Genomic DNA, 21,441 nt, shown 5'->3' on the forward strand with positions numbered 1-21,441 from the left:
TGGTGGGTTCCCGACCGTGGCGTCGGTGGGGGAACCCGCCACGGGATGGGTTGACCCATCAAGCGGGGGGCTGTTGGGAGGGGCGGCGGGTGTAGATGCTGTTCTCGCGGGTCAGCAACCGGGCGTCGACCAGCTCTCGCCGCAGCGCGGCGTGGTCGGGGTGCCAGCGGTTGAGGATCCCGTTGACCTCGGTCTCGGGGTAGCTGCGGCCGACCTCGAAGTTCCGCACGAGGAACTCGAGTACGATCCGCAGCTTGTCCGGGTACGTCGGGAAGTGCGTGAGCCGCCCGTCGCGGATGAACGACTTCAGCACGTTGTCGCGGTCCGGATCCGGGTCGAGCGGGACGCGTTCGGGCCGGCTCTCGCGGACGGCGTCCTTGAACGCGGCCTCGTCCGCGGTGAACCCGTCGCGGGTGGCTTCGATCAGCCCGCCCTTGGTCAGCCGCTGCAGTGCCTTCACCACGACCGGCGCGGCGAGTCCGGTGCTTCCGGCAACCTGCTCGGGAGTGGAGGCGCCGAGCACGATCGCGGAGTACGTGCGCAACCTCGACGGTTCGGCCAGCAGACCACACAGCTGATCGGCGTTCATACATTTCACGCTAACGTTCACCGCAACCGGATTATGATCCGCAGCATGCAACCTGGTCCGCACAATGCGATCACCGATGTTCCCGGAATTCTTGTCGGACAGGTGGAGCGCGTCGACGCGCCGTACCTCACCGGTACGACGGTCGTGCACGTACCGACGACCGCCGTCGCCGGCGTCGACGTCCGCGGCGGAGCGCCGGGCACGCGGGAGACGGATCTGCTCTCGCCGGTGAACTCGAACGGCGGCGTGAACGCGATCGTGCTGACCGGCGGGAGCGCGTTCGGTCTCGACACCGCGGGCAGTGTGATGCGCTGGCTGGAGGAGCGCGGCGAGGGCGTCCGGGTCGGCCAGGGCGAGTACGACGTGGTGCCGATCGTGCCGACGGCGGTGATCTTCGACCTCGGGCGGCGCGGCGACTTCAAGGCCCGGCCGGAGCCGTCGTGGGGAGCGGACGCGATCGCCGCCGCCACCGACGGACCGGTTGCCCTGGGCAACCACGGTGCCGGTACCGGGGCGCGGGCGCGCTCGTTGAAGGGCGGCGTCGGCTCGGCCAGCGTGCGGCTCGACGACGGTACGACGGTCGGCGCACTGGTGATCGTGAACGCGGCCGGGTCGACCGTCGACGCCGACGGCAACCTGTACGGCGCACGCTTCGGGATCGGTGCCGAGTTCAGCCACCTGCGGACGCCGGTCGAGCCGCCGCCACCGGCCGTGCCAGGTCGCAACCTGATCCCGGGGCCGCCGATGAACACCGTGATCGCCGTGGTGGCCACCGACGTACCGCTCGACAAGGCGGCGACCAAGCGGATGGCGATAGTCGCGCACGACGGGCTGGCGCGGGCGATCGACCCGATCCACACACTCGTCGACGGTGACAGCATCTTCGCGCTGTCGACCCGGATCGCCGACGACGACCGGCCCCGGCTGAGCGTCACCGATCCGCTGGCGCTCGGGCAGCTCGAGACGGTCTACGCGGCGGGCGCACGGACGCTGTCGCGGGCGATCGTGCACGCGATGCTCAACGCCGAATCGGTGGAGACGCCGGGCGGCACCATCCCGAGCTATCAGGATGCGTATCCGTCGGCGTTCCCTTCCTGACGTACGACCTGAGTCGTACGGCGATTCGCCGAAAGGCATCGGAAGGCGACGGCAAGACCGGTCTGCGGGCCGACGATCCGGGGCGGCGTACGCGAAAGGCTCTGGGGTATGAGCTTTCAGAGTCCCCAGTCGCAGGTCGTGCTCTCCGGACACGGCCTGGTCAAGTACTACGGCAGCGTGGTCGGCCTGGCCGGCGTGGACGTTGCCGTCCGCTCCGGCGAGGCCCTCGCGGTGATGGGGCCGAGCGGCAACGGCAAGACCACGCTGCTGCACGTGCTGGCCGGGATCCTCACACCGGACCAGGGCGAGGTGTGGCTGGGCGGTGAACGCGTGGACCAGCTGAACGATGCCGCTCGGACGGTACTGCGTCGGCGTCGGCTCGGCTTCGTGTTCCAGGACAACCAGCTGCTCGCCGAGCTACCTGCTGATGAGAACGTCGCGCTGCCGTTGATGGTCGACGGTCTGAGCCGCCGGGACGCGATCGGCCGGGCGCGCAACATGCTCGCCCAGGTCGGCCTCGCCGCCGAGGTGGGACGACGGCCGGGGGAGCTGTCGGGTGGTCAGGCTCAACGAGTGGCCATCGCCCGCGCGCTGGTCGGCGAACCACAGGTGGTGTTCGCCGACGAGCCGACCGGCGCTCTGGACGCAGCCACCGGTTCCCAGGTCATTGACCTGCTCGTCGGCGCTGCCACCTACCGAGGCGCAGCCGTAGTAGTCGTCACTCACGACAACGCGGTAGCCGCGCGCTGCCACCGAGCCCTCCACATCGTCGACGGCCGCGTAGGCGACGCACCGGGCGCCGGCGCGCTCCCCGGTGGTTCGCTCCCCGGTGGTCAGCTCGGAAGCGGGGTCGTGCGATGAACCCGATGACTGATCTCGGGCTGCGCTTCGTCCGTCGGCCCGGGCCCGGTGGCCGGGCCGCCAACCTCGCGGCGCTCGGTGCGACAGCGGTCGTCGCACTGCTGGTGACCTTCCTGATCGCGGGCTCGCTCGGGCTCTCGCACCGGTCCGAGCGCATCGGCTGGCGAAGTGGGGACAAGGCCGACCCGGCGACCGCGATCGGTGCGCTCAATCTCGACGACGACCAGCGCGTGGACGGTCACCGCATGACCGTCCTCGACCTCGCGACCCTCAAGCCCAACGAGCTCCCGCCACCACCCGGCCTCGACCACACCCCGAAGCCTGGTGAGGTCTTCGTCTCACCACAGGTCGCCAAGCACTGGTCCAGCCTCAGCGCCAAGTACGGCGCTGCGCAGCCGACCGGCGTGATCAGCGCGAAGGGGCTGTCGTCGCCGGAGGAGTTCATCGTCATCCGCGGCGTGCAGACGATTCCGGCCGACGAACACCCGCAGTACGTCAGCAGCTGGCACGAGAAGGTCTGGGACAGCCGCATGCTCGGGCTGCTGATCGCAGTGGCCTTCGGCATCACGCTGGTGCTGTTCCCGATCCTCAGCCTCGTCGGCCAAGCAGCAGGTGTCGCTGCCAAGCGCCGCGAACACAGACTGGCCGCACTACGCCTCGCCGGCGCAACGCGAACGCAGGTCCTCTGGCTGAGCGCTGTAGAACAAGCAGTCCTCGCACTGGTCGGCGCCGTCGTCGGACTGGTCGGCTACACCGTCCTGAGCCCACTGATCGCCCGCATCCCGCTCGGCGGCGGACGCTGGTACGTCGGTGACATCACCGTCAACTGGTGGACAGTCATCGTCGTACTGGTCGCCGTACCCGTCCTGTCAGTCGTGAGCGCACTGATCGGCCTCGGCCGCGTCAGCATTACCCCGCTGGGCGTTGTCCGCGGTCAGACCCGCAAGGGCGTCAGCGTCCTACGCATCGGTCTGCTGGTGATCGGTCCGGTCATCCTGGCGTACTACGGGATGCAGGCAGCCCTCCTGCCCTTGCTGATCGGTATCGGTTTCGCTGCGCTGGCCGTACGCGTGATCGGCCCGTTCGCGGTGCAGGTGGTCGGCAAGACGATGGCGAACCTCGCGAACGGACCGGTGACTTTGCTGGCCGGACGCCGACTCGTGGACGACCCGAAGGGCGCGTTCCGGCCGGTGGCGGCGCTGGTGCTGTCAGGCTTCGTCACTGGCTTCATCTCGGTGTTCATGCCGCCTGGCGACGATGACCCGAGCTTCCACGACATGCGGATCGGAGTGGCGCTGCTGCTGTCGCTGGTCTTCCTGACGGTTGCAGCGTCGACGGCAGCCGGTGCGGTTGGTACTGCGCTGGACCAGGCGGCTCCGGCAAGAGCGCTGCGGCGGTCCGGCGTACCGCTGAAGGTCATCGAGCGGTCGGCGCGGGTAGCGGCCGTCGTACCGGTGATCGGGGTCGGGTTGCCGGTCGTCGGGTTCGGCGCGCTGTGCGGACTGGCGCTGAGCGGCGGCAAGGTGATCACGCAGGGCAGCTCCGGCGTACTGCTGCTGATCGGGCAGGTCGTGGCCGGGCTGGTCCTCGTCGCGGTCGCGGGCGCCGCTGGTGCGCCGGTCCTGCGGAAGGCGAGTGCGAACTGAGCGTGGTTGTCCACAAGGGTCGAACGCCTGGGGTCGCGATCGTGCAAGGATGGGCTGCATGCGTGACCTGAATGCACCGGAGCTCGCGGACGCATCCGCGGACCTGCGCGAGGCGATAGATCGGTGCGGCTACTACCCCGACGTGGTGACGGATTCGCTCGAAGTGGCGATCGCCGGCGAGCCGATCCGCGCCTACGTGCTGCAGCACGAGCCGACCTTCGACCGCGACGAGGTCCGGCGGCACATCACGATCCTGGCGCTCACCCCGAGCCGCCTGATCGTCGGCCACACCGACGAGCACGCCGCCGACGAGCTGATCCGCGCGCCGTACGCGTCGACCTCCACCGAGGCGATCCCGCTGCACCGGGTGAACGCCGTGGTCGTGAACCGCGTCGTCCCGAATCCGGCCGGCTACGCCTCCGGCAAGTCCGACCCGGCCGTGGCCGGCGCCGGTGAGGTCGTGCTGACGATCGGCTGGGGCATGGTCAACCGGATCGACCTCGAGCCGGCCGTCTGCGCCGACCCGAACTGCGAGGCCGACCACGGCTACACCGGCTCGGTCGCGGCCGACGACATCTCGCTGCGGATCAGCGCGGCGGCCGACGGTCCGGCCGGGATCCAGCAGGTGCTCGAGTTCGCCAAGGCTCTGTCCTTCGCGACCAGCAGGTAGTCCGGTGATCGTCCCGGTTTCCCCGCAGTACGGTGGCGGATCGCTCGCCGACGTACTGCCGTCGGTGGCCGGTGCGCTATCGGTGCCGGGGGAGACGAACGTCCTCGACCTGCCCGCCGCACCGCGGTACGCCGTCCTGCTCCTCGACGGCCTGGGGTGGAACCTGCTCCAGCGGTACGCCGAAGCCGCGCCGTACCTGTCGTCGCTGGCCGGCCGTAGCCTCACGGCCGGAGTGCCGTCGACGACCGCGGTGAGTCTTACCAGCCTCGGCACCGGATTGCCGCCCGGTGCACACGGCATCGTCGGCTACACGTCGATCGTGCCGGAGACCGGCGACCTGCTGAACGCGCTGGCCTGGGACGCCCCGGTCGACCCGCGCCGATGGCAACCGCACGGCACGGTCTTTGATCGCGCAGCCGCCGCAGGTGTCGCGACCCGCAACGTGAGCAAGGCCCGGTTCGACTCGTCAGGGCTGACAGCCGCCGCGTTCCGGGGGAGTGCGCACCGCGGCGCGGACACAGTCGAGGACCGGCTGGACGCGACCCGGTTCGCGAGCCGGGAAGGCAAGTCGTCGCTGGTCTACGTGTACGACTCGCAGCTCGACTACATCGGCCATCAGCAGGGCTGCGACTCGTGGCAGTGGCAGAAGGAGTTGGCGGCGGCCGACGACTTCGCTCTGCAGGTTCGCTCCGCGCTGCCACGGGACGCAGTGCTGCTCGTCGTCGCCGACCACGGCATGATCGACATCGCGCCCGAACACCGCGTGGACATCGATCTCGAGCCGGCGCTGACCGACGGAGTACGCGTCGTCGGCGGTGAGTCCCGCTTCCGCCACCTGTACTGCGTTCCCGGCGCCGAGGCCGAGGTGATCGCGACCTACAGCGAGCGGCTGGGTGACAAGGCGCTCGTACTGTCACGGGCGGACGCGATCGCCCGTGGCTGGTTCGGTCCGGTCGAGGATCGCGTCGCGCCCCGCCTCGGAGACGTCATCGTCGCCTCGCTCGGCCCGGTGGCGCTCGTCGCTTCGCGCAGGCACGCCCAAGAGGCGAACCTGATCGGCCTGCACGGCTCACTGACCGCCGACGAGATGGAGATCCCGCTCCTCGTCGACGCCGGGCGCTAGAAACTCCAGACGTCCCAGTAGAACGTGGTGCGCGCGGTCTTGGCTTCACCGTCGCGGGCGATCACGGTGACCTTGTAGCGTCCCGCGCCAGGGGTGAGGACACCAGTGATCCAGCCGCGTTCGGGGTCGATGGACAGACCAGGCGGAAGACCGGCGGCCGAGTAGCTGATGTCCCCCGAGCCGCCGGTGCCCTTCATCAGCAGCGGGATCGCGGGGATGCCGCCGACACCGATCTGCTCGTCCGGCTCGGTGATCGCGATCGCGCCCTGCGGTTGTGCGGACGCGGCGCCGACCGCCTCGGCGGCGTCGACGAGACCCTCACCGTAGTAGGAGTTGTTGGCCGTCGGGCCGACGCATTGACCGGTCGTGCCGGCCGGGCAGGCGAGGTCGTTGGCCTGCTGGGCGAGTTTGGCACGCACCTGGGCGACCGTGAGTTTGGGATCGACGCTGCGGAGCAGGGCCGCGACACCCGCGACGTGCGGCGACGCCATCGACGTACCCTCGAGGATCTTGTAGCCGCCGCCCGGAACCGTCGAGTACACGTCCTCGCCCGGGGCGGCCAGGTTGATCTTGTTCACGCCGAAGTTCGAGAACTGCGACTTCACGCCGGTCGGGTCGACGGACGCCACCACGACGACGCTCGGCAGCTCGGTCGGCAGGCTGATGCAGTCGTTCGTGACGGTCCGCGGCGAGGCGGTCGAGTCGTCCGGGCTGGAGTCGTCGCCGGACTTGTTCGCCAGGTCGTAGTCCTCGTTCCCGGCCGCGGCGACGTTCACGACGCCCTTGCTGTCCGAGTACGCGACGGCCCGGCGGACCGCCTCGGCGATCGCGTCCTGGTCCTTGTCACTCGGGCACAGGAACAGCCACGGGTCGACGTAGTAGCTGTTGTTCGTCACCGAAATACCTTTGTCGGCGGCGAACATGAACGCGCAGACCGTGTTCTCCGGGAAGAACAGCTGGTTACCGGCCTCGGCGATCCGGACCGACGACACCTTCACCCCGGGCGCGACCCCGATCATGCCGACGCCGTTCTTCGCGCCGGCGATCGTCCCCGCGACATGGGTGCCGTGCTCGCCGACCGGACGCCACGCACCCGGCCGGGTGTCGACCTTGCCGTAGGCGCAGGACGCCGACCTGGACGCGTCGAAGTTCGCCTTCAGATCCGGGTGCTGGTCGTCGACACCGGTGTCGAGGACGCCGACCGTCACGTTCTTCGAGCCCAGGTTCTTCTGCCAGGCACGGTCCGCGCCGATCTGCGTCATGTCCGCGCGATCCGTCTCCGGAGCGGTCGTCGCCGTCTCCGGGACCGCGGACGGGATCGCCGGATTGTTGACGTCCGCCGGGAGGTCCGTCGTACGGGTCGCTCCGGCCTTCTGGACGCCGTCGACATCGCGCATCTTGGTGACGAAGTCGGGAGCCGTCGAGTGCGCGACGATCACGCCGATCGCGTCGTACGTCGCGTAGACCGTGCCGCCGTTCTGCGTGACGGCTCCGGTGACCTTTGCGGTCTGGTTCGGCTCGGTGATCACGAAGTACGCACGGAGCCCTGCCGCGGCCCGGACCGGCGTCGCAACGGCCGGCAGGGTGGCGGTGGCGACCATCAGACAGGCCGCGAGGATCAGAAGCAGAGCTTTGCGCACGATCCATTCAAACCGCACACAGGCTCAGAACCAAAGCCGCCGCGAACGACACACCCCGACGTGCGGTGCGGACCACTGACTTGGCAGGATGATCGCCCGTGGCTGAGCTCCTCTATTTCACCGGGACCATGGACTGCGGGAAGTCGACGCTGGCCCTCCAGATGGATCACAACCACAAGGCGCGAGGACGGCTCGGCCGGATCTTCACCAGCCACGACCGGGCCGGGGAGTCGGTGCTTTCGTCCCGCCTCGGACTGTCGGCGGAGGCGGTCGAGGTACGGCCGGAGTTCGACTTCTGGGACTACGTGGTCAACGAGCTCACCCAGGGCGGACGGCTCGACTACGCGGTGTGCGACGAGGCGCAGTTCTACAGCCCTCTGCAGATCGAGCAGCTGGCCCGGCTCGTCGACGAGCTGCAGATCGACGTCTTCTGCTTCGGCATCCTGACCGACTTCCGGGCCACACTGTTCCCGGGCTCGGCGCGGCTGGTCGAGCTCGCCGACCGGATGGAACTGCTCCAGGTCGAGGCGCTGTGCTGGTGCGGTGAACGGGCCACCCACAACGCCCGTACGATCGGTGGGGAGATGGTGACCGAGGGCGAGCAGCTGGTGGTGGGTGACATGGTGACGCGCGATCTCGAGCCCGCGTACGAGGTCCTCTGCCGCCGGCACCACCGTCGCCGACTCACCCAGGCCCGCGCGCGGGCCACCCTGTCACCCGAAGTACTGCCGTTCGGAGGAGCTGCTTCATGAGCCCGTTGATCACCGTTGACGAACTGCGCGCGCTGTCGCCGGTGCTCGTGGACGTGACGTGGAACCTGGCAGGTCCGCCCGGCAAGGAGGCGTACGACGCGGGTCACCTGCCCGGCGCGTACTTCGTCGACCTCGACACCGAGCTCGCCGGCCCGCCCGGCCCCGGCCGCCACCCGTTGCCCGACGCAACCACCGTGACCGCAACGTTCCGCCGCCTCGGCATCACCTCCGCCGACACCCCGGTCGTCGTGTACGACGCGGCCAACGCGATGTCCGCGGCCCGCGCGTGGTGGACCTTCCGGTACTTCGGCCTCACCGACGTCCGCGTCCTCGACGGCGGCCTCGCCGCATGGAAGGCCGCCGGAGGAGAGGTCGTGGTGGAAGCGCCGGCCGATGGAGCTGGCACGTTTACCGCAACTCCCGGTCACTTGCCCGTCCTCGACGCCGATGGTGCGGCCGAGGTCGCCGCGAAGGGCGTCCTGCTGGACGCCCGCGCCCCCGAACGCTTCGCCGGCGACGTAGAACCCATGGACCCGGTCGCCGGCCACATCCCCGGCGCCACCAACGCCCCCACGACGGCCAACGTCGACGAGTCCGGCCACTTCCTCCCCGCCGCCGACCTCCGCACCCGCTTCGAGAGCCTGGGCGTCACACCGGACGGCGACACCGCCGTCTACTGCGGCTCCGGCGTCACCGCCACCCACGAAGCCCTCGCCCTGGAAACAGCCGGCCTCCCGGCAACCGTCTACATCGGCAGCTGGTCCGACTGGATCACCGACCCCACCCGCCCAGTAGCCACAGGCAAGGACTGAGCGCTCACCAACCCACGGGACCGAGGCGGTCCTCAGCTGTCGCCTTGGCCGGGTGGACGGCGTGCCCCGGTGGGTCACGCCTCAAGGAACGAGCACCACTCGGACACCGGACTGCTGTGGGGAGGTCCAGGCCCGCTCGACCTTGGCGAGCGGGACCGGCTGGGGGTTGATCGCCAGCGCGCCCGACGTGATGAGTGTGGCCAGCTCGGGCAGCTCCGCGAGTATGTCGCGGCCGGGCACAGATCCCTGGCCGCTGCCGATGATGCTCAGCGCGGCGGCTCTCAGCAGGTAGGAGGGGAGCGTCAACTCACGCCCTGCCATCGAGCCGATCTGGATCCAGGTCAAAGGCTGGGCGCGGTCGGAGCGCGCATGCAGTATCGCGGACATGGCCTGCTCGGTCGGATCACCCCACAGGTAGTCGAGCACGACGTCGACGTCAGCGGCGGACTCAGCCACGGCTTCGAGGGTGACCGCTTCATCTGCCCCCAGAGTCGTGAGCAGTTTGAGCCGCTCCGGATCGCGGCCCGCGCCGACCACCCTCGACGCACCGAGGTGCTTGGCGATCTGTACGGCGAGCTGACCCGCGTTCCCGGTCGCGCCTAGGATCAGCACCGATCCGCCCCGGAAGTGCGCACGCCGCCGGAGCGCGACCCACGACGACATGGCCGGGTTCATGCCGGCCGCGACCGCCACCGGATCGGTGCCGGCGGGTAGCCGGACCGCGCGTCGGCGATCGACCGCCGTCCGCTCCGCCATCGTCCCGACCGCGTTGTCGTCGGCAACGAAGTACAGCAGCTCGCCGTCCGCCGTCCGTCCGACTCCGTCGATCCCGGGGACCATCGGCAGCGTGCCCTCCGACGTGTAGTGGGTCCCGTTCGCCGCCGAGCGGACCCGCGGATGGAGGCCCGCGGCAACGACCTCCACGACGTCCGAGCCGGCCGGCTCGGGGAAGACGTCGTACGTCGGCGGCTGATCGAACGACCGCACCACGGCTGCGTACATCGAACACCTCACAAAGTAGTTTGTCTCGCGTACTACTGCGCGACGATAGTTTGTGCCACGTACCACGTCAACTAGACTCCGGACCATGAACACGGTGGACGCCCTCGTGCAGCTGTCCTTCCAGATCCAGCGCATCCTCGCCGCGGTCGGCGCCGAGCACGACCTGTCGATCATCCAGATCCGGCTGCTCGGGATCCTTCGCGACCGGCAGCCCGGCATGCTCGAGCTCGGCCAGCACCTCGGCCTCGACAAATCCTCGATCACCGGCCTGGTCTCCCGCGCGGAGAAGCGCGGACTGGTCCGTCGCACGCCGTCGCCGCACGACGGTCGCGGCGTTCTCGTCGCGCTCACGCCGGCCGGCAGGCGCCTCGCCGAGGACGGCGAAATGCAGATCACCCGACGCATCACGGAACTGACCAAGGCTTTGAACGCGACCCAGCGGAAGCAGTTCACTCAGCTGGCGTCCGTGCTAATCAACCCTTGACAGAGGGTGCGCCGCTGCTGGAGAGTCAGAAATCGATTTCCCACCCGCCCCTGGGAGGCATTCGATGATGAAGCGATCCACGTTCCTGCGCGCCGCGCTCGGTACCGGCGTACTGGCAGCCGTACCGTCCGGAGCCTTCGCCGGCACCCAGGCCGTGCTGACGAACAAGGTGGCCGATCTGACCGGCCCTGGCCTGACCGACCGGTTCCGGATGGCGGCGACCGACCTCGGCATTCCGGCGCGTACGCCGGACGGGCGGCTGTTGTTCATGTTCGGGGACACGTTCGAGCAGCCGGCCGTCGGTGGAGGCTGGTGGCGGTCACCGGTCGCGTTGTGGTCGACCACGACAGATCTGAACAGCGGCGTGCAGTGGTCGGGCGCCGTCGGGGGAGATGCGGCGCAGCAGTTGTGGGACTACCCGCACGACAATCCGACGTTCTCGACCGTGCTGCCGTCGGACGTGATCACGATCGGCGGGTCGATGTACCTGCACGCGATGGTGAACAAGGGCCTCGGCAACGTGGTCTGGACGGAGATCTGGCGATCGGACAACTCGGGTGCGAGCTGGTACCACACCGGCGCGAAGTTCGACCCGAACATCGACGGCGGACTGTTTCAGCTGCTCACGTGGGGGCTCGGGAACGACGGGTACGTGTACGTCTACTCGACCGGTTTCCAGCGTGACAAGCCGATCATCCTCAAGCGCGTCCGTGCCGACCAGATCGCGAACCCGGCGGCGTACGAACCGTGGGGGTATCGCGACGGGGTCTGGGCCTGGGGCAACCCGGCGACGCCGATCCTGACCGGGAGCTTCGGCGAGATGAGCCTGCGCCCGCTGGGCGGCAAGTGGGTCCTGACCTGGTTCAACGCCGGCGACTACCGCATCGACGGCATCATCATGGACACGCCGACCTCCAACCTGTACACGGCGTACCGCCAGACGCTGATCTACGGCGGCGCGTGGGGCTCGGAGGACGACAACCACGTGGCCCAGTTGTACGGCGGGTATGTCATCCCGGGATCCACTCTGTCGGACATGCACCTGTCCGTCAGCCAGTGGAACACCGCGAACGGCTGGCCGTACCGCGTGATGCAGTTCCGCATCCGCGGCTTCGGCTAGAGCCTGATTACGCCGGTCCGGCGACCCCGATCAGGTTGCCCTCTGGGTCGGTGAACTGGCCCACCATCAACTTTCCGGGCACGCCGTCCGGTCCGAACACCCGCCGTCCGCGGAGCGCCTCGGCATGTTCCAGCGCGGCTTCGACGTCGTCGACCCCGACGTAGAACAGCACCTTCGCCCGCAGCGAGGCGCCACCGCCGACGCCACCGTTCAGTCCGGCGACGGACGCCTCCACAAACCCGTACTGGCCGGCCTCGGACACCTCACCGGACACGGTGTCGCCGACCGCGTAGCTCCATCCGAACAGCTCCGCGTAGTACTCCCGCAGCCGGGCCGGATAGATCCCGATGATCTCGAAGTGCACAACTGGGTTCGGCATGATCTCTCCTCGACGATTGGTTTCGGTGGGAACGTCGGAGTCGGTGTGGATCGTTCGACGTCCATGTATGTCGATGGGACGTATTACGAGGAGCTCGGAGCGGGCGAGGCCGTCTTGTTGCTGCACGGTGGGGGAGGGACCGTGGAGAGTTGGGCGGCGCAGGCGCCGGCGTTGGCTTCGCAGTACCGGGTGTTGATCCCGGAGCGGCGTGGGCACGGGCGGACCGCGGATGTCGACGGGCCGGTGTCGATGGAGATCTTCGCTGCGGACACGGCCGCATTCATCGAGGCGGTGGGGCTCGGGCCGGCGCATGTGATCGGCTGGAGTGACGGCGGCAAGGTGGGAATGAATCTCGCGCTGTCCCGGCCGGAGCTGGTTCGCAAGCTCGTGCTGATCGGCACCGAGTTGACCCACGCCGGCGGGACCGCGGCCAACCAGGCCCTGCTCGAGCCTGCCGGCCTGGAGTTCCTCGCCGGGGCCTTCCGCCCGCAGTACGACGCGCTCTCGCCCGACGGCCCCGCGCACTTCGACGTCGTCTTCGCCAAATGGGTGCAGATGTGGAAGACCGTCCCCGACATCGAGCCGGCCACCCTGACGGCCCTGCCGATGCCGGTCCTGCTCATTCAGGGCGACGACGACTGCGTCCGGTTCGAACACACCGCGGAAGTGGCCCGCGCGATCCCGGACGCCCAGGTGGCCGTTGTGCCGGGGACTTCGCACGGGCTGCCGCTGGAGAAGCCGGACCTGGTGAACCGGCTCCTGATGGACTTCCTGGCCGATCCGCAGTCGCCGAAGTTCCTCCCGCTGGGTGATCTGAACCCCTGAGCGAAACCGTTACCGCAAAAGTGTCCATCTAGGTCTTGAGTTAGTAACACGCTTGGTTTAACTTACTCGGGACCTGGCCGGTGTGTGGCTCAGAGCACATCGGCGGCATCCGGAAACCTGAGGAGTTCCGATGACGAGAGTGAGCAGGTGGGGCCGGTTCGGTGCTGCCCTCGGTGTGGCCGGGCTGATGCTCGCGGCCGGTTGCGCGAAGGGCACGACGCCGTCGTCGTCCGGCGGCGCCGGCGGCGACATCGACCAGAGCGCGCCGGTGACCATCACGATCGGCGACCGGCCGACCCCTGACAAGCCGAACGACCTCAAGGCGTTCAACCAGAAGATCAAAGACTTCATGGCGAAGAACCCGAACATCACCGTGAAGTCGACCGAGACCAGCTGGCAGGCGCAGACCTTCCAGGCGCAGGTGGCCGGCGGCACGCTGCCCACGGTGATGAACATCAGCTTCACCGAGCCGGCCAACATGATCCCGAACAAGCAGCTGCCGGACATCACCGACGAGCTGAAGCTGGTCGACCTGACCAAGGACCTGAACCCGAACGTCCTGAAGATCGTCCAGGACGCCAACGGCCGGATCTACGGCGTTCCGATCGACGTGTTCTCGGTCGGCATCGCCTACAACCGCAAGCTGTTCACGCAGGCCGGCCTGGACCCGGACAAGCCGCCGACGACCTGGGACGAGGTCCGGCAGTACGCCAAGCAGATCTCGGAGAAGACCGGCAAGGCGGGGTACGCGCAGCTGACCACCAACAACACCGGTGGCTGGATGCTGACCACGATGACCTACAGCATGGGCGGCACGGTCGAGAGCGCGGACGGCAAGAAGTCCACGTTCAACGATGCGCCGACCAAGAAGGCGCTGCAGCTGCTGAAGGACATGCGCTGGACCGACAACTCGATGGGCAGCCGCTTCCTGTACAACCAGGAGGAGGTCCGCCAGGACTTCGCGGCCGGCAAGATCGGCATGGTCCTGCAGGCGCCGGACGCCTACGACATGAGCGTGAAGCAGTTCGGCATGAAGCCGGCCGACTTCGGTGAGGGCGCACTGCCGCAGGACGGCGGCCCGTACGGCACGCTGACCGGCGGCTCGCTGAAGATGATCAGCCCGAAGGCGACCAAGAACGAGATCGTCGCGGCGCTGAAGTGGATCAAGTTCGACCAGTTCGACAAGTACACCTCCGAGGCGGTCGCGGTGCAGGACGCCAAGAACACGATCGCGGACAAGGGTTTCGTCGGCCGTCCCGGTATCAGCCCGCTGAGCCAGGAGACGTACGACCAGTACAACAAGTGGCGTGAGCCGTACGTGAACGTCCCGGTCAAGCAGTTCCAGGGCTACATCGACTCGACCACGTCGCTCAAGCTGCTGCCCGAGCCGTCGAACAAGGGCCAGGAGGTTTACTCGCTGCTCGACCCGGTCGTCCAGCAGGTGCTGACCAAGAAGGACGCGGACATCGACAAGCTACTGAGCGACACCGCCTCGAAGATCGACGCACGCCTCGCGCGGTAGCCACATGTTCCAGCAAAGAACCCAGAAGTCGAGCCGGAGCGTTGCCACCTGGTACCGCTCCGGCGGGCTCAGCAGCATCTTCTTCGCGCTGCCCCTGGTACTGATCTTCCTGTACTTCTCCTGGGGCCCGATCGTCCGCGGACTGGTGCTCAGCTTCCAGAAGAACAACCTGGTCACCCCGGCCGAGTGGGTCGGCTGGTCGAACTTCAGCTACGTGCTGACCGACCCGCAGCTCCCGCAGGCGGCGCTCAACACGCTCTACTTCGCCTTCCTGGCGCTGATCTTCGGCTTCCCGGTGCCCTTGTTCCTGGCCGTGTTCATCAGCGAGCTGCGCAAGACCGGCTGGCTGTACAACGTGCTCTCGTACCTGCCGGCCGTCGTACCGCCGGTGGCCGCGATCCTGTTGTGGACGTTCTTCTACGATCCGAGCGGTGCGGGCGTCTTCAACTCGATCCTCGGCTGGTTCGGGATCGGGCCGTTCGCCTGGCTGAACTCGCAGACCCTGGCGATGCCGGCCATCGTGCTCGAGGCGACCTGGGCCGGCGCGGGCGCCACCTCGATCATCTACCTGGCGGCGCTGACCGGCGTACGCACGGAGTTGTACGAGGCGGCCGAGCTCGACGGGGCCGGGATCTGGAGCCGGGTCTGGCACGTCACGCTGCCGCAGATCCGCGGAATCATCCTGATCATGATGCTGCTGCAGCTGATCGGGACGTTCCAGGTGTTCACCGAGCCGTTCCTGTTCACCGGCGGCGGCCCGAACAACGCCACGATGACCGTGCTGCTGCTGATCTACCGGTACGCGTTCGTCAACGGAGACTTCGGCGCCGCGACCGCGCTCAGCGTGCTGCTCGCCGCGGTCCTGTGCGGACTGTCGGTCGTCTACCACTTCGTCACCCGCCGCTGGAGTACGACATGAGCATCTCGGAACGCGGAATCATCTCCACAGCCGACCGGCAACGCGGACTGATCCGCTACGGCCTGCCGGCGATCCAGGTGCTGATCTTCATCGCGGTCGCGATCGCCGGCGTCGGTCCGTTGCTCTGGCTGCTCAAGTCCGGTGTCTCGACCAGTCAGGACATCCTCAGCGGCCCGATGCAGATGTGGCCGTCGGGCATCCAGCTGAAGAACATCCCCGACGCCTGGAACCGCGTCCAGATCGGCGCGTACCTCGGCAACACCGCGTTCATCGCGATCGGCTCGATGATCTCGACGCTGTTCGTCTGTACGACGGGCGCGTTCGTGCTCAGCATCCTGCGGCCGAAATGGGGCCCGGTCGTCACCGGCGCCGTCCTCGCCACGCTGTTCCTGCCCGGTGTCATCTCGCTGGTGCCGCTCTACATGACGGTGCTGAAGATGCCGCTGCTCGGGATCAGCCTGCAGAACACGTTCTGGGCGGTCTGGCTGCCGTCGGCGGCCGGCGCGTTCAACGTGCTGGTGATGAAGCGGTACTTCGACTCGATCCCGCGCGAGCTGATCGAGGCCGCCCGGATCGACGGCGCGAGCAACCTGCGGCTGTTCACGGCGCTGATCCTGCCGCTGTCCAAGCCGATCGTCGGCGTCGTCGCCCTGCTCACGGTGATCGGGTCCTGGAAGGACTACCTCTGGCCGCTGCTCGTGCTGCCGGACCCGACGCTGCAGCCGATCTCGGTCGCCCTCCCGCGGGTGCAGAAGACCACCGAGATCTCACTGCAGATGAGCGCCCTGTTCCTCGCGGTTCTGATACCTGTGGTGTTGTTCTTGTTGTTCCAGAAACAGTTCCTGCGCGGCGTGGGGATGGCGGGAGGAATCAAAGAGTGAGGCCAGAGTGAGTGAACTGAACGGCCGGCGCGTGCTGGTCACGGGGGCCGCCGGCCGGATCGGGCTGGTCACGGTCGAGCACCTGAACGACCTGGGTGCAAAGGTGACCGCCCTGTCGAACGTCGAGCACCCGGACCTGAAGGCGGACCGGGTGCTGATCGGCGACACCCGCTCCGAGACCGACGTGGCCCGGGCGCTGGAGGGCGCGGAGTACGTCGTCCATCTGGCGGCGCTCGCCCACCCGTCGGCGGGCACGCCGTACGACGTGTACTCGATCAACGTCGTGTCGACGTTCAACGTGCTCGCGCAGGCCGGTGCCCTCGGCATCGACCGGGCGGTGATCGCGAGCAGCATCAACGCGACCGGCGTTCCGTTCAACCCGCACGAGATCCGCCAGCCGTACTTCCCGTGGGACGAGAAGGCGCCGACCGACGTCGGCGACTGGTACTCGCTGTCCAAGCAGAACGACGAGAACACCGCGCGGATGGTCTGGCGCCGGTGGGGGATCGACGTGGTCTCGTTCCGGTTCCCGCATGTGAACTCGCCGGACGTGCTGGAGCGGATGGCGGAGAATGCCAGGGTGAAGCCGGGCAGCGGTCTGCGGGAGGCCTGGAGCTATCTGGACACCCGGGACTCGGCGTACGCCGTCGAGCTCGGGCTGACCGCGGCGTTGTCCGGGGCGCACACGTTCTTCGTCGCCGCGGACACCACCGTCGCGCCGTACGCGACCGAGGACCTGCTCGACGCGTTCGCGCCGGACGTGCCGCGCTCGCGGCGGTTCGTCGGGCGCGAGGTGCCGATCGACCTGACCGCCATCCGGACCGTGCTCGGCTTCCGCGCCAAACACGAGCTGGACCTACCGACTCTTCCTCTGGAGCTCTGAATGCCTTCGAACTTCGACCAACCGTGGCCCGTCCGCGACGACATCCGGATCCGCGAGGTGAAGGCGATCGTCACGGCGCCGCAAGGCATCCCGCTGGTGGTCGTGAAGATCGACACCACCGAGCCCGGCCTGTACGGGCTCGGCTGCGCCACGTTCACCCAGCGGTGGAAGGCGGTGCAGACGTTCGTCGACGAGCACCTGGCCCGGCTGCTCGTCGGCCGCTACCCGGGTGACATCGGCGATCTGACCCGACTGGCCGGGTACTCCGGTTACTGGCGCGGCGGACCGGTCACCAACAACGCGATCTCGGGTATCGACCAGGCGCTGTGGGACATCGCCGGCAAGCGCGCCGGTATGCCGGTGTACGAGCTGCTCGGCGGCAAGGTCCGTGCCGCGGCCGACACCTACATCCACGCCAGCGGCAAGACGATCGAGGACACGATCGAGCACGCGCAGAAGCTGATCGCGCAGGGCTGGCGGCACATCCGGCTGCAGATGTCCACGCCGGGCGGCGGCGGGTACGGCGCTCCGCGAGTGCCCACGCTGTACCCGGACGCGCCGTACCACAACGGCTGGTCCGCACGGGACTACCTGCGGACGACGCCGGAGCTGTTCGCCGAGGCGAGGCACGCGCTGCCGGACAACATCGAGCTGTTGCACGACGTGCACTCGCGGCTGACACCGAAGGAAGCCGTCCTGCTGGCTCGTTCGCTGGAGCCGCACCGGTTGTTCTTCCTCGAGGACGTTCTGGCACCGGAGCTGTGGGACCGGCTGCCCGAGGTCCGCGCCGCCTCGCCGGTGCCGTTGGCGGTCGGCGAGCTGACGACGTCGTTCGGCGACGCGGTCCGGCTGATCCGGGACGGCGGTGTGGACTTCATTCGATCGCATGTTTCGGATATCGGCGGTCTGACCCCGGCCCGCAAGCTGGCCGACCTGGCCGAGATCTCCGGCGTACGGACGGCCTGGCACGGGCCGGGTGACACCTCGCCGATCGGGGCCGCGGCGAACGTCGCGCTGGATGTGAGCTCTGTTGCCTTCGGCATCCAAGAGGGTCATATCTACGACGACGCCGTGCACGAGGTGTTCCCGGGGACGCTGCGGATCGAGGACGGCTGGCTGCGGCCGAACGAGGCGCCGGGCTGGGGTATCGACGTCGATCTGGAGGCGGCGGCCCGTTATCCCGCGCAACTGTCCGGGCACGACGAGTGGGCAGCCGGCGTACGACGCATCGACGGAGCGCTCGAAGCACCGTAAATACGCACAGTGGGCAGTACGATCGCGGCTACTCGAGGTGAGACGGGGAGGTGGAGATGAACGACCTGACGGAGCTGCGCCGTGCAGGCGCGAACCAGTACGACCTGGGCTCGTTCAACGAGGCCGTGATCATCGAGACGATCCGGCTGGCCGGCATCATCAGCCGGACCGAGATCTCCCGCCGGACCGGTCTCACCCAGCAGTCCGTGTCGCGGATCCTGCGCATCCTCCTCCAGCAGGGCCTGCTGGTGGAGGAGGCGCAGGAGCGCGCCGAACGGCTCGGGAAGCCGCGCACCCCGGTGCGGATGCGGTCGAACGCCGCGCACGCGGTCGGCATCCACATCGACCCGGAGCTGCTCACGGTCGCGGTCGTCGACCTGGACGGCAAGATCGTCCGGCGCGAGACCGTCGATCTCGCCGACGGTCTCGAGGCGGGCAAGCTGATCGATCTGACCGCGGCGACAGTGTCCGCGGCGTTGAGTATCAGCCAGGTCGATCCCGCTTCGATGCTCGGCGTCGGCGTCGCCGTACCAGGGCCGATCGACACCGACGGGTCGCTGCTCGCGCTGCCGCTGCAGCCCGCCTGGCGCGGGCTGAAGATCCGGAAGCTGTTGCAGGAGCGGTTGAACCACCCGGTGCTCGTGGAGAAGGACGGTACTGCGGCCGCGATCGGCGAGCGCTGGATCGGGCGGTCGGCCCGGGCACGCGACTTCGCGTACCTGTACCTCGGTACGGGCGTCGGCAGCGGACTGATCCTGAACGGGTCGATCTATCGCGGCGGCTCGGCCAACGCCGGCGAGTTCGGGCAGATCGCCGCGCTGCGGATGGGGGAGTGGGACCCGGAGGACGGGCCGCGGATGGTGCCCGAGTGCAACCCGACGGCGTCGCTGCCGGTGATCGCGGCGGAGTTCGGGTACGTCGAGACCGATCCGGGCGCGACCGACGAGGCCAAGCGGTACAAGGCGGTGTGCAAGGCGGCCGCGGACGGCGATGTGGCTGCGGTGAAGGCGGTCACCCAGGTGGCGCGGGTGGTCGGGCAGGGCGCGGTCGGGCTGGTCGACCTCCTCGATATCGATCTCGTGGTGCTCGGCGGACCGGCGTACATGAAGGAGGTCTCGGAGATCTTCCTGACCGAGATCGGGCGTGCCGTGAACGCGCATCCGGTCGCTCGGGAGACGCGTCCGGTGGCCGTCGAGGAGTCGATGTTGCAGACCGACGCGGCCGCTGTCGGGGCGGCGTCGACGATCTTCCACGACGCCTTCACCCCTCGCGTGTCGGGCTCCAGCCAGGCACGTAGGCTGCCGAAGTGATCGAAGCCCGCTCGCTGACGCCCGACGTACAACTCCGGATCGCCACGCTCGACGACGCCCCTGCTCTTGCCGACGCGCAGGTCCGCAGCCGCGAGCATCTCCGGCCGTGGGAGCCGGTGCGGACCGAGAAATGGTTCACGACGGCGGGTCAGGTCGAGCGGATGACGTACCAGCTCGAGCGCTACAAGAACGGCCTGGTCGTGCCGTGGGTGCTCGTGGAAGGTGATCGGATCGTCGGTGCGATCACCTTGAGCGACCTGGTCCCCGGTCCGTTCCGCAGCGCGGCGCTCGGCTACTGGCTGGCCGTCGATGCAGTCGGCCGCGGCCTGGCCACGCGAGCCGTCGAGGCAGTCGCCGAGATCGCGGACGCCGAGCTGCAGCTCCACCGCATCGAGGCAAGCACACTGACCGGCAACGTCGCCTCGCAACGCGTCCTCGACCGCACCGGCTTCAAGCAGATCGGGATGGCGCCGACGTACCTCCACATCGACGGCCGTTGGCAGGACTGCAACCTCTACCAACGCATCCTGAACAACCGCGAGCCCGGCGCCTAGTCCGACGCCGGGCTCGTCCTGGTCTCAGTTGGGTGGTAGGCCTACTCCGCGGGCGACCTCTACGTCGTCGTACTTGCCCTCGAGGACGTCCTCGAACTTGACCGGGCGCTGAAGCGTGGAGGCGATGTAGACCGCCCGCACCAGGGCCAGGGCGTTGATGCCGTCCTGGACGGTGATGGCGGGCTGGTTGCCTGCCGCGATCGCCGTCAGGATGTTGTCGTACTGCGCCTTGTGCTCACCGGGATCGCCCACGTCGACCGAAGCCTCGTCCTTCGAACCGTCCACGTTCAGCCGGCTCAGGCGATCGTCTTCCACCTCGGCACCACCTTCGGTGCCGTGGACCGACACCCGCGTCCTCCCACCGGGGAACGCCGCGGTCGTCGCGTGCAGCGTGCCGACCGCGCCGTTCTCGAAGGTGATCGTCGCGACCACGGTGTCCTCGACCTCGATGGCGTGGTGCGCCGCCCGCAGCGCCTGCGCCTGGATGCTGACCGGGCGGCCCATGAACCACAGCACCAGGTCGGCGGTGTGCACACCCTGGTTCATCAGCGCGCCACCGCCGTCCTGGGCCCACGTCCCGCGCCAGCCGGCCGACGCGTAGTACTCGTCGCTCCGCCACCAGGCGACCGTCGCGACGCACGACGTCAGCTGCCCGAACCGTCCGGCGTCGATCGCCTCCTTGATCGCCGCGCTGCCGGCGTCGAACCGGTGCTGGCTGATCACCGACAGCTGCACGCCATGGCTCGCGGCCCGGGCAGCCGCCGCACCGAGGCGGCGGGCCCGGCCGAGGTCGACGTCGATCGGCTTCTCGACGACGACGTGCTTGCGCTCGTTCAGCGCTTCCTCGGCCAGCTCCGCGTGCATACCGCTCGGCGTACAGACCGCGACGAGCGAGATGTCCGACCCACTCAGCGCCGCGGTCAGGTCGTCGTACTGCTTCGGCTCCGGCTGACCGGCCTCGGTCAGCTGCGCCAGCACCGCCTCCCGGGCGGCGGCATCCGGGTCGACGAGCGCGGTGACGATCGCGTCGGGCCGTTCCGCGATGGTCGCCGCGTGGCGCTTGCCGATGATGCCGCAGCCCACGATCGCGACCTGCTGTTGTGTGTCAGCCATCTCG

General features: G+C 68.6%; 22 protein-coding genes. 17 read left to right on the forward strand and 5 right to left on the reverse strand.

Annotation, left to right across the window (positions count from 1 at the left end; all coding sequences use genetic code 11):
• Positions 1-58 precede the first annotated feature (58 nt).
• On the reverse strand, positions 59-589 hold the full coding sequence (locus tag OHA10_RS30985; RefSeq protein ID WP_371402293.1) for a DUF2087 domain-containing protein: 531 nt from the start codon (positions 587-589) through the stop codon (positions 59-61).
• A 45-nt stretch (positions 590-634) separates the two neighbouring features.
• Between OHA10_RS30985 and OHA10_RS30990 the strand changes: the two genes are divergently transcribed.
• The 5 genes from OHA10_RS30990 to OHA10_RS31010 all read left to right on the forward strand — a co-directional run bounded on the left by OHA10_RS30990 (position 635) and on the right by OHA10_RS31010 (position 5,987).
• Positions 635-1,687 (forward strand): P1 family peptidase, encoded by a 1,053-nt coding sequence (locus tag OHA10_RS30990; RefSeq protein ID WP_371402294.1) that lies wholly within the window; start codon positions 635-637, stop codon positions 1,685-1,687.
• Between the two features lie 108 nt (positions 1,688-1,795).
• The gene (locus OHA10_RS30995; protein WP_371402295.1) at positions 1,796-2,548 is read left to right on the forward strand and encodes an ABC transporter ATP-binding protein; all 753 of its coding nucleotides are present in this window, start codon (positions 1,796-1,798) and stop codon (positions 2,546-2,548) included.
• A 5-nt stretch (positions 2,549-2,553) separates the two neighbouring features.
• The gene (locus OHA10_RS31000; protein WP_371402296.1) at positions 2,554-4,194 is read left to right on the forward strand and encodes an FtsX-like permease family protein; all 1,641 of its coding nucleotides are present in this window, start codon (positions 2,554-2,556) and stop codon (positions 4,192-4,194) included.
• A 58-nt stretch (positions 4,195-4,252) separates the two neighbouring features.
• The gene (locus OHA10_RS31005; RefSeq protein ID WP_134100156.1) at positions 4,253-4,864 is read left to right on the forward strand and encodes a DUF5998 family protein; all 612 of its coding nucleotides are present in this window, start codon (positions 4,253-4,255) and stop codon (positions 4,862-4,864) included.
• Positions 4,865-4,868: 4 nt separating this feature from the next.
• Positions 4,869-5,987, forward strand: coding sequence for an alkaline phosphatase family protein (locus OHA10_RS31010; protein WP_371402297.1), 1,119 nt, complete (start codon positions 4,869-4,871; stop codon positions 5,985-5,987).
• Here OHA10_RS31010 and OHA10_RS31015 read toward each other — a convergent pair.
• Positions 5,984-7,627 carry a S8 family serine peptidase gene (locus OHA10_RS31015; RefSeq protein ID WP_371402298.1) on the reverse strand — a complete coding sequence of 548 codons (1,644 nt, stop codon included), beginning with the start codon at positions 7,625-7,627 and terminating at the stop codon, positions 5,984-5,986. The genes OHA10_RS31010 and OHA10_RS31015 overlap by 4 nt on opposite strands.
• A gap of 98 nt (positions 7,628-7,725) precedes the next feature.
• Between OHA10_RS31015 and OHA10_RS31020 the strand changes: the two genes are divergently transcribed.
• Both OHA10_RS31020 and OHA10_RS31025 read left to right on the forward strand, forming a co-directional pair.
• Positions 7,726-8,379 carry a thymidine kinase gene (locus tag OHA10_RS31020; protein WP_371402299.1) on the forward strand — a complete coding sequence of 218 codons (654 nt, stop codon included), beginning with the start codon at positions 7,726-7,728 and terminating at the stop codon, positions 8,377-8,379.
• Positions 8,376-9,191: a sulfurtransferase gene (locus tag OHA10_RS31025; protein WP_371402300.1), complete on the forward strand. Its 816-nt coding sequence runs from the start codon at positions 8,376-8,378 to the stop codon at positions 9,189-9,191. Before OHA10_RS31020 ends, OHA10_RS31025 begins: the two co-directional genes overlap by 4 nt.
• A gap of 81 nt (positions 9,192-9,272) precedes the next feature.
• Here the strand turns inward: OHA10_RS31025 and OHA10_RS31030 are convergent, their stop codons facing one another.
• On the reverse strand, positions 9,273-10,193 hold the full coding sequence (locus OHA10_RS31030; RefSeq protein WP_371402301.1) for a zinc-binding dehydrogenase: 921 nt from the start codon (positions 10,191-10,193) through the stop codon (positions 9,273-9,275).
• Positions 10,194-10,278: 85 nt separating this feature from the next.
• Here OHA10_RS31030 and OHA10_RS31035 point away from each other — a divergent pair, with 85 nt between their 5' ends.
• Entirely contained in the window at positions 10,279-10,677 is a 399-nt protein-coding gene (locus OHA10_RS31035; RefSeq protein ID WP_371402302.1) for a MarR family winged helix-turn-helix transcriptional regulator, read from the forward strand.
• 64 nt (positions 10,678-10,741) lie between these two features.
• Complete coding sequence (locus tag OHA10_RS31040; RefSeq protein ID WP_371402303.1) at positions 10,742-11,797, forward strand: DUF4185 domain-containing protein; 1,056 nt, start codon at positions 10,742-10,744, stop codon at positions 11,795-11,797.
• 7 nt (positions 11,798-11,804) lie between these two features.
• On the opposite strand, the gene OHA10_RS31045 is transcribed toward OHA10_RS31040, so the two are convergent.
• On the reverse strand, positions 11,805-12,176 hold the full coding sequence (locus tag OHA10_RS31045) for a VOC family protein (protein WP_371402304.1): 372 nt from the start codon (positions 12,174-12,176) through the stop codon (positions 11,805-11,807).
• A gap of 45 nt (positions 12,177-12,221) precedes the next feature.
• On the opposite strand from OHA10_RS31045, the gene OHA10_RS31050 reads away from it, so the two are divergent.
• The 8 genes from OHA10_RS31050 (at position 12,222) to OHA10_RS31085 (ending at position 20,324) form a co-directional block, all read left to right on the forward strand.
• Positions 12,222-13,001, forward strand: coding sequence for an alpha/beta fold hydrolase (locus tag OHA10_RS31050; RefSeq protein WP_371402305.1), 780 nt, complete (start codon positions 12,222-12,224; stop codon positions 12,999-13,001).
• A 130-nt stretch (positions 13,002-13,131) separates the two neighbouring features.
• The gene (locus OHA10_RS31055) at positions 13,132-14,523 is read left to right on the forward strand and encodes an ABC transporter substrate-binding protein (RefSeq protein WP_371402306.1); all 1,392 of its coding nucleotides are present in this window, start codon (positions 13,132-13,134) and stop codon (positions 14,521-14,523) included.
• A 4-nt stretch (positions 14,524-14,527) separates the two neighbouring features.
• Positions 14,528-15,442: a carbohydrate ABC transporter permease gene (locus OHA10_RS31060; RefSeq protein ID WP_371402307.1), complete on the forward strand. Its 915-nt coding sequence runs from the start codon at positions 14,528-14,530 to the stop codon at positions 15,440-15,442.
• Positions 15,439-16,323: a carbohydrate ABC transporter permease gene (locus OHA10_RS31065; protein WP_371402309.1), complete on the forward strand. Its 885-nt coding sequence runs from the start codon at positions 15,439-15,441 to the stop codon at positions 16,321-16,323. Before OHA10_RS31060 ends, OHA10_RS31065 begins: the two co-directional genes overlap by 4 nt.
• A gap of 7 nt (positions 16,324-16,330) precedes the next feature.
• A complete protein-coding gene (locus OHA10_RS31070; RefSeq protein ID WP_371402310.1) occupies positions 16,331-17,206 on the forward strand; it encodes an NAD-dependent epimerase/dehydratase family protein in 876 nt (291 codons plus the stop codon).
• Positions 17,207-18,460, forward strand: coding sequence for an enolase C-terminal domain-like protein (locus tag OHA10_RS31075; RefSeq protein ID WP_371402311.1), 1,254 nt, complete (start codon positions 17,207-17,209; stop codon positions 18,458-18,460).
• A 56-nt stretch (positions 18,461-18,516) separates the two neighbouring features.
• The gene (locus OHA10_RS31080) at positions 18,517-19,770 is read left to right on the forward strand and encodes an ROK family transcriptional regulator (RefSeq protein WP_371402312.1); all 1,254 of its coding nucleotides are present in this window, start codon (positions 18,517-18,519) and stop codon (positions 19,768-19,770) included.
• Complete coding sequence (locus OHA10_RS31085) at positions 19,767-20,324, forward strand: GNAT family N-acetyltransferase (protein ID WP_371402313.1); 558 nt, start codon at positions 19,767-19,769, stop codon at positions 20,322-20,324. The genes OHA10_RS31080 and OHA10_RS31085 overlap by 4 nt, the downstream gene beginning before the upstream one ends.
• Before the next feature lie 24 nt (positions 20,325-20,348).
• Here OHA10_RS31085 and OHA10_RS31090 read toward each other — a convergent pair whose 3' ends face one another.
• Positions 20,349-21,437: a Gfo/Idh/MocA family protein gene (locus OHA10_RS31090; RefSeq protein ID WP_371402314.1), complete on the reverse strand. Its 1,089-nt coding sequence runs from the start codon at positions 21,435-21,437 to the stop codon at positions 20,349-20,351.
• Positions 21,438-21,441: the final 4 nt, after the last annotated feature.

Source organism: Kribbella sp. NBC_00662, from assembly GCF_041430295.1.
Taxonomy (GTDB): Bacteria; Actinomycetota; Actinomycetes; order Propionibacteriales; family Kribbellaceae; genus Kribbella.

Coding starts and splice junctions, on each gene's coding strand:
- OHA10_RS31090 (WP_371402314.1), bottom strand. CDS start 21,437: ATGGCTGACACACAACAGCAGGTCGCGATCGTGGGCTGCGGCATCATC.
- OHA10_RS31005 (WP_134100156.1), top strand. CDS start 4,253: ATGCGTGACCTGAATGCACCGGAGCTCGCGGACGCATCCGCGGACCTG.
- OHA10_RS31065 (WP_371402309.1), top strand. CDS start 15,439: ATGAGCATCTCGGAACGCGGAATCATCTCCACAGCCGACCGGCAACGC.
- OHA10_RS31035 (WP_371402302.1), top strand. CDS start 10,279: ATGAACACGGTGGACGCCCTCGTGCAGCTGTCCTTCCAGATCCAGCGC.
- OHA10_RS30995 (WP_371402295.1), top strand. CDS start 1,796: ATGAGCTTTCAGAGTCCCCAGTCGCAGGTCGTGCTCTCCGGACACGGC.
- OHA10_RS30985 (WP_371402293.1), bottom strand. CDS start 589: ATGAACGCCGATCAGCTGTGTGGTCTGCTGGCCGAACCGTCGAGGTTG.
- OHA10_RS30990 (WP_371402294.1), top strand. CDS start 635: ATGCAACCTGGTCCGCACAATGCGATCACCGATGTTCCCGGAATTCTT.
- OHA10_RS31040 (WP_371402303.1), top strand. CDS start 10,742: ATGATGAAGCGATCCACGTTCCTGCGCGCCGCGCTCGGTACCGGCGTA.
- OHA10_RS31075 (WP_371402311.1), top strand. CDS start 17,207: ATGCCTTCGAACTTCGACCAACCGTGGCCCGTCCGCGACGACATCCGG.
- OHA10_RS31080 (WP_371402312.1), top strand. CDS start 18,517: ATGAACGACCTGACGGAGCTGCGCCGTGCAGGCGCGAACCAGTACGAC.
- OHA10_RS31000 (WP_371402296.1), top strand. CDS start 2,554: ATGACTGATCTCGGGCTGCGCTTCGTCCGTCGGCCCGGGCCCGGTGGC.
- OHA10_RS31030 (WP_371402301.1), bottom strand. CDS start 10,193: ATGTACGCAGCCGTGGTGCGGTCGTTCGATCAGCCGCCGACGTACGAC.
- OHA10_RS31060 (WP_371402307.1), top strand. CDS start 14,528: ATGTTCCAGCAAAGAACCCAGAAGTCGAGCCGGAGCGTTGCCACCTGG.
- OHA10_RS31055 (WP_371402306.1), top strand. CDS start 13,132: ATGACGAGAGTGAGCAGGTGGGGCCGGTTCGGTGCTGCCCTCGGTGTG.
- OHA10_RS31045 (WP_371402304.1), bottom strand. CDS start 12,176: ATGCCGAACCCAGTTGTGCACTTCGAGATCATCGGGATCTATCCGGCC.
- OHA10_RS31025 (WP_371402300.1), top strand. CDS start 8,376: ATGAGCCCGTTGATCACCGTTGACGAACTGCGCGCGCTGTCGCCGGTG.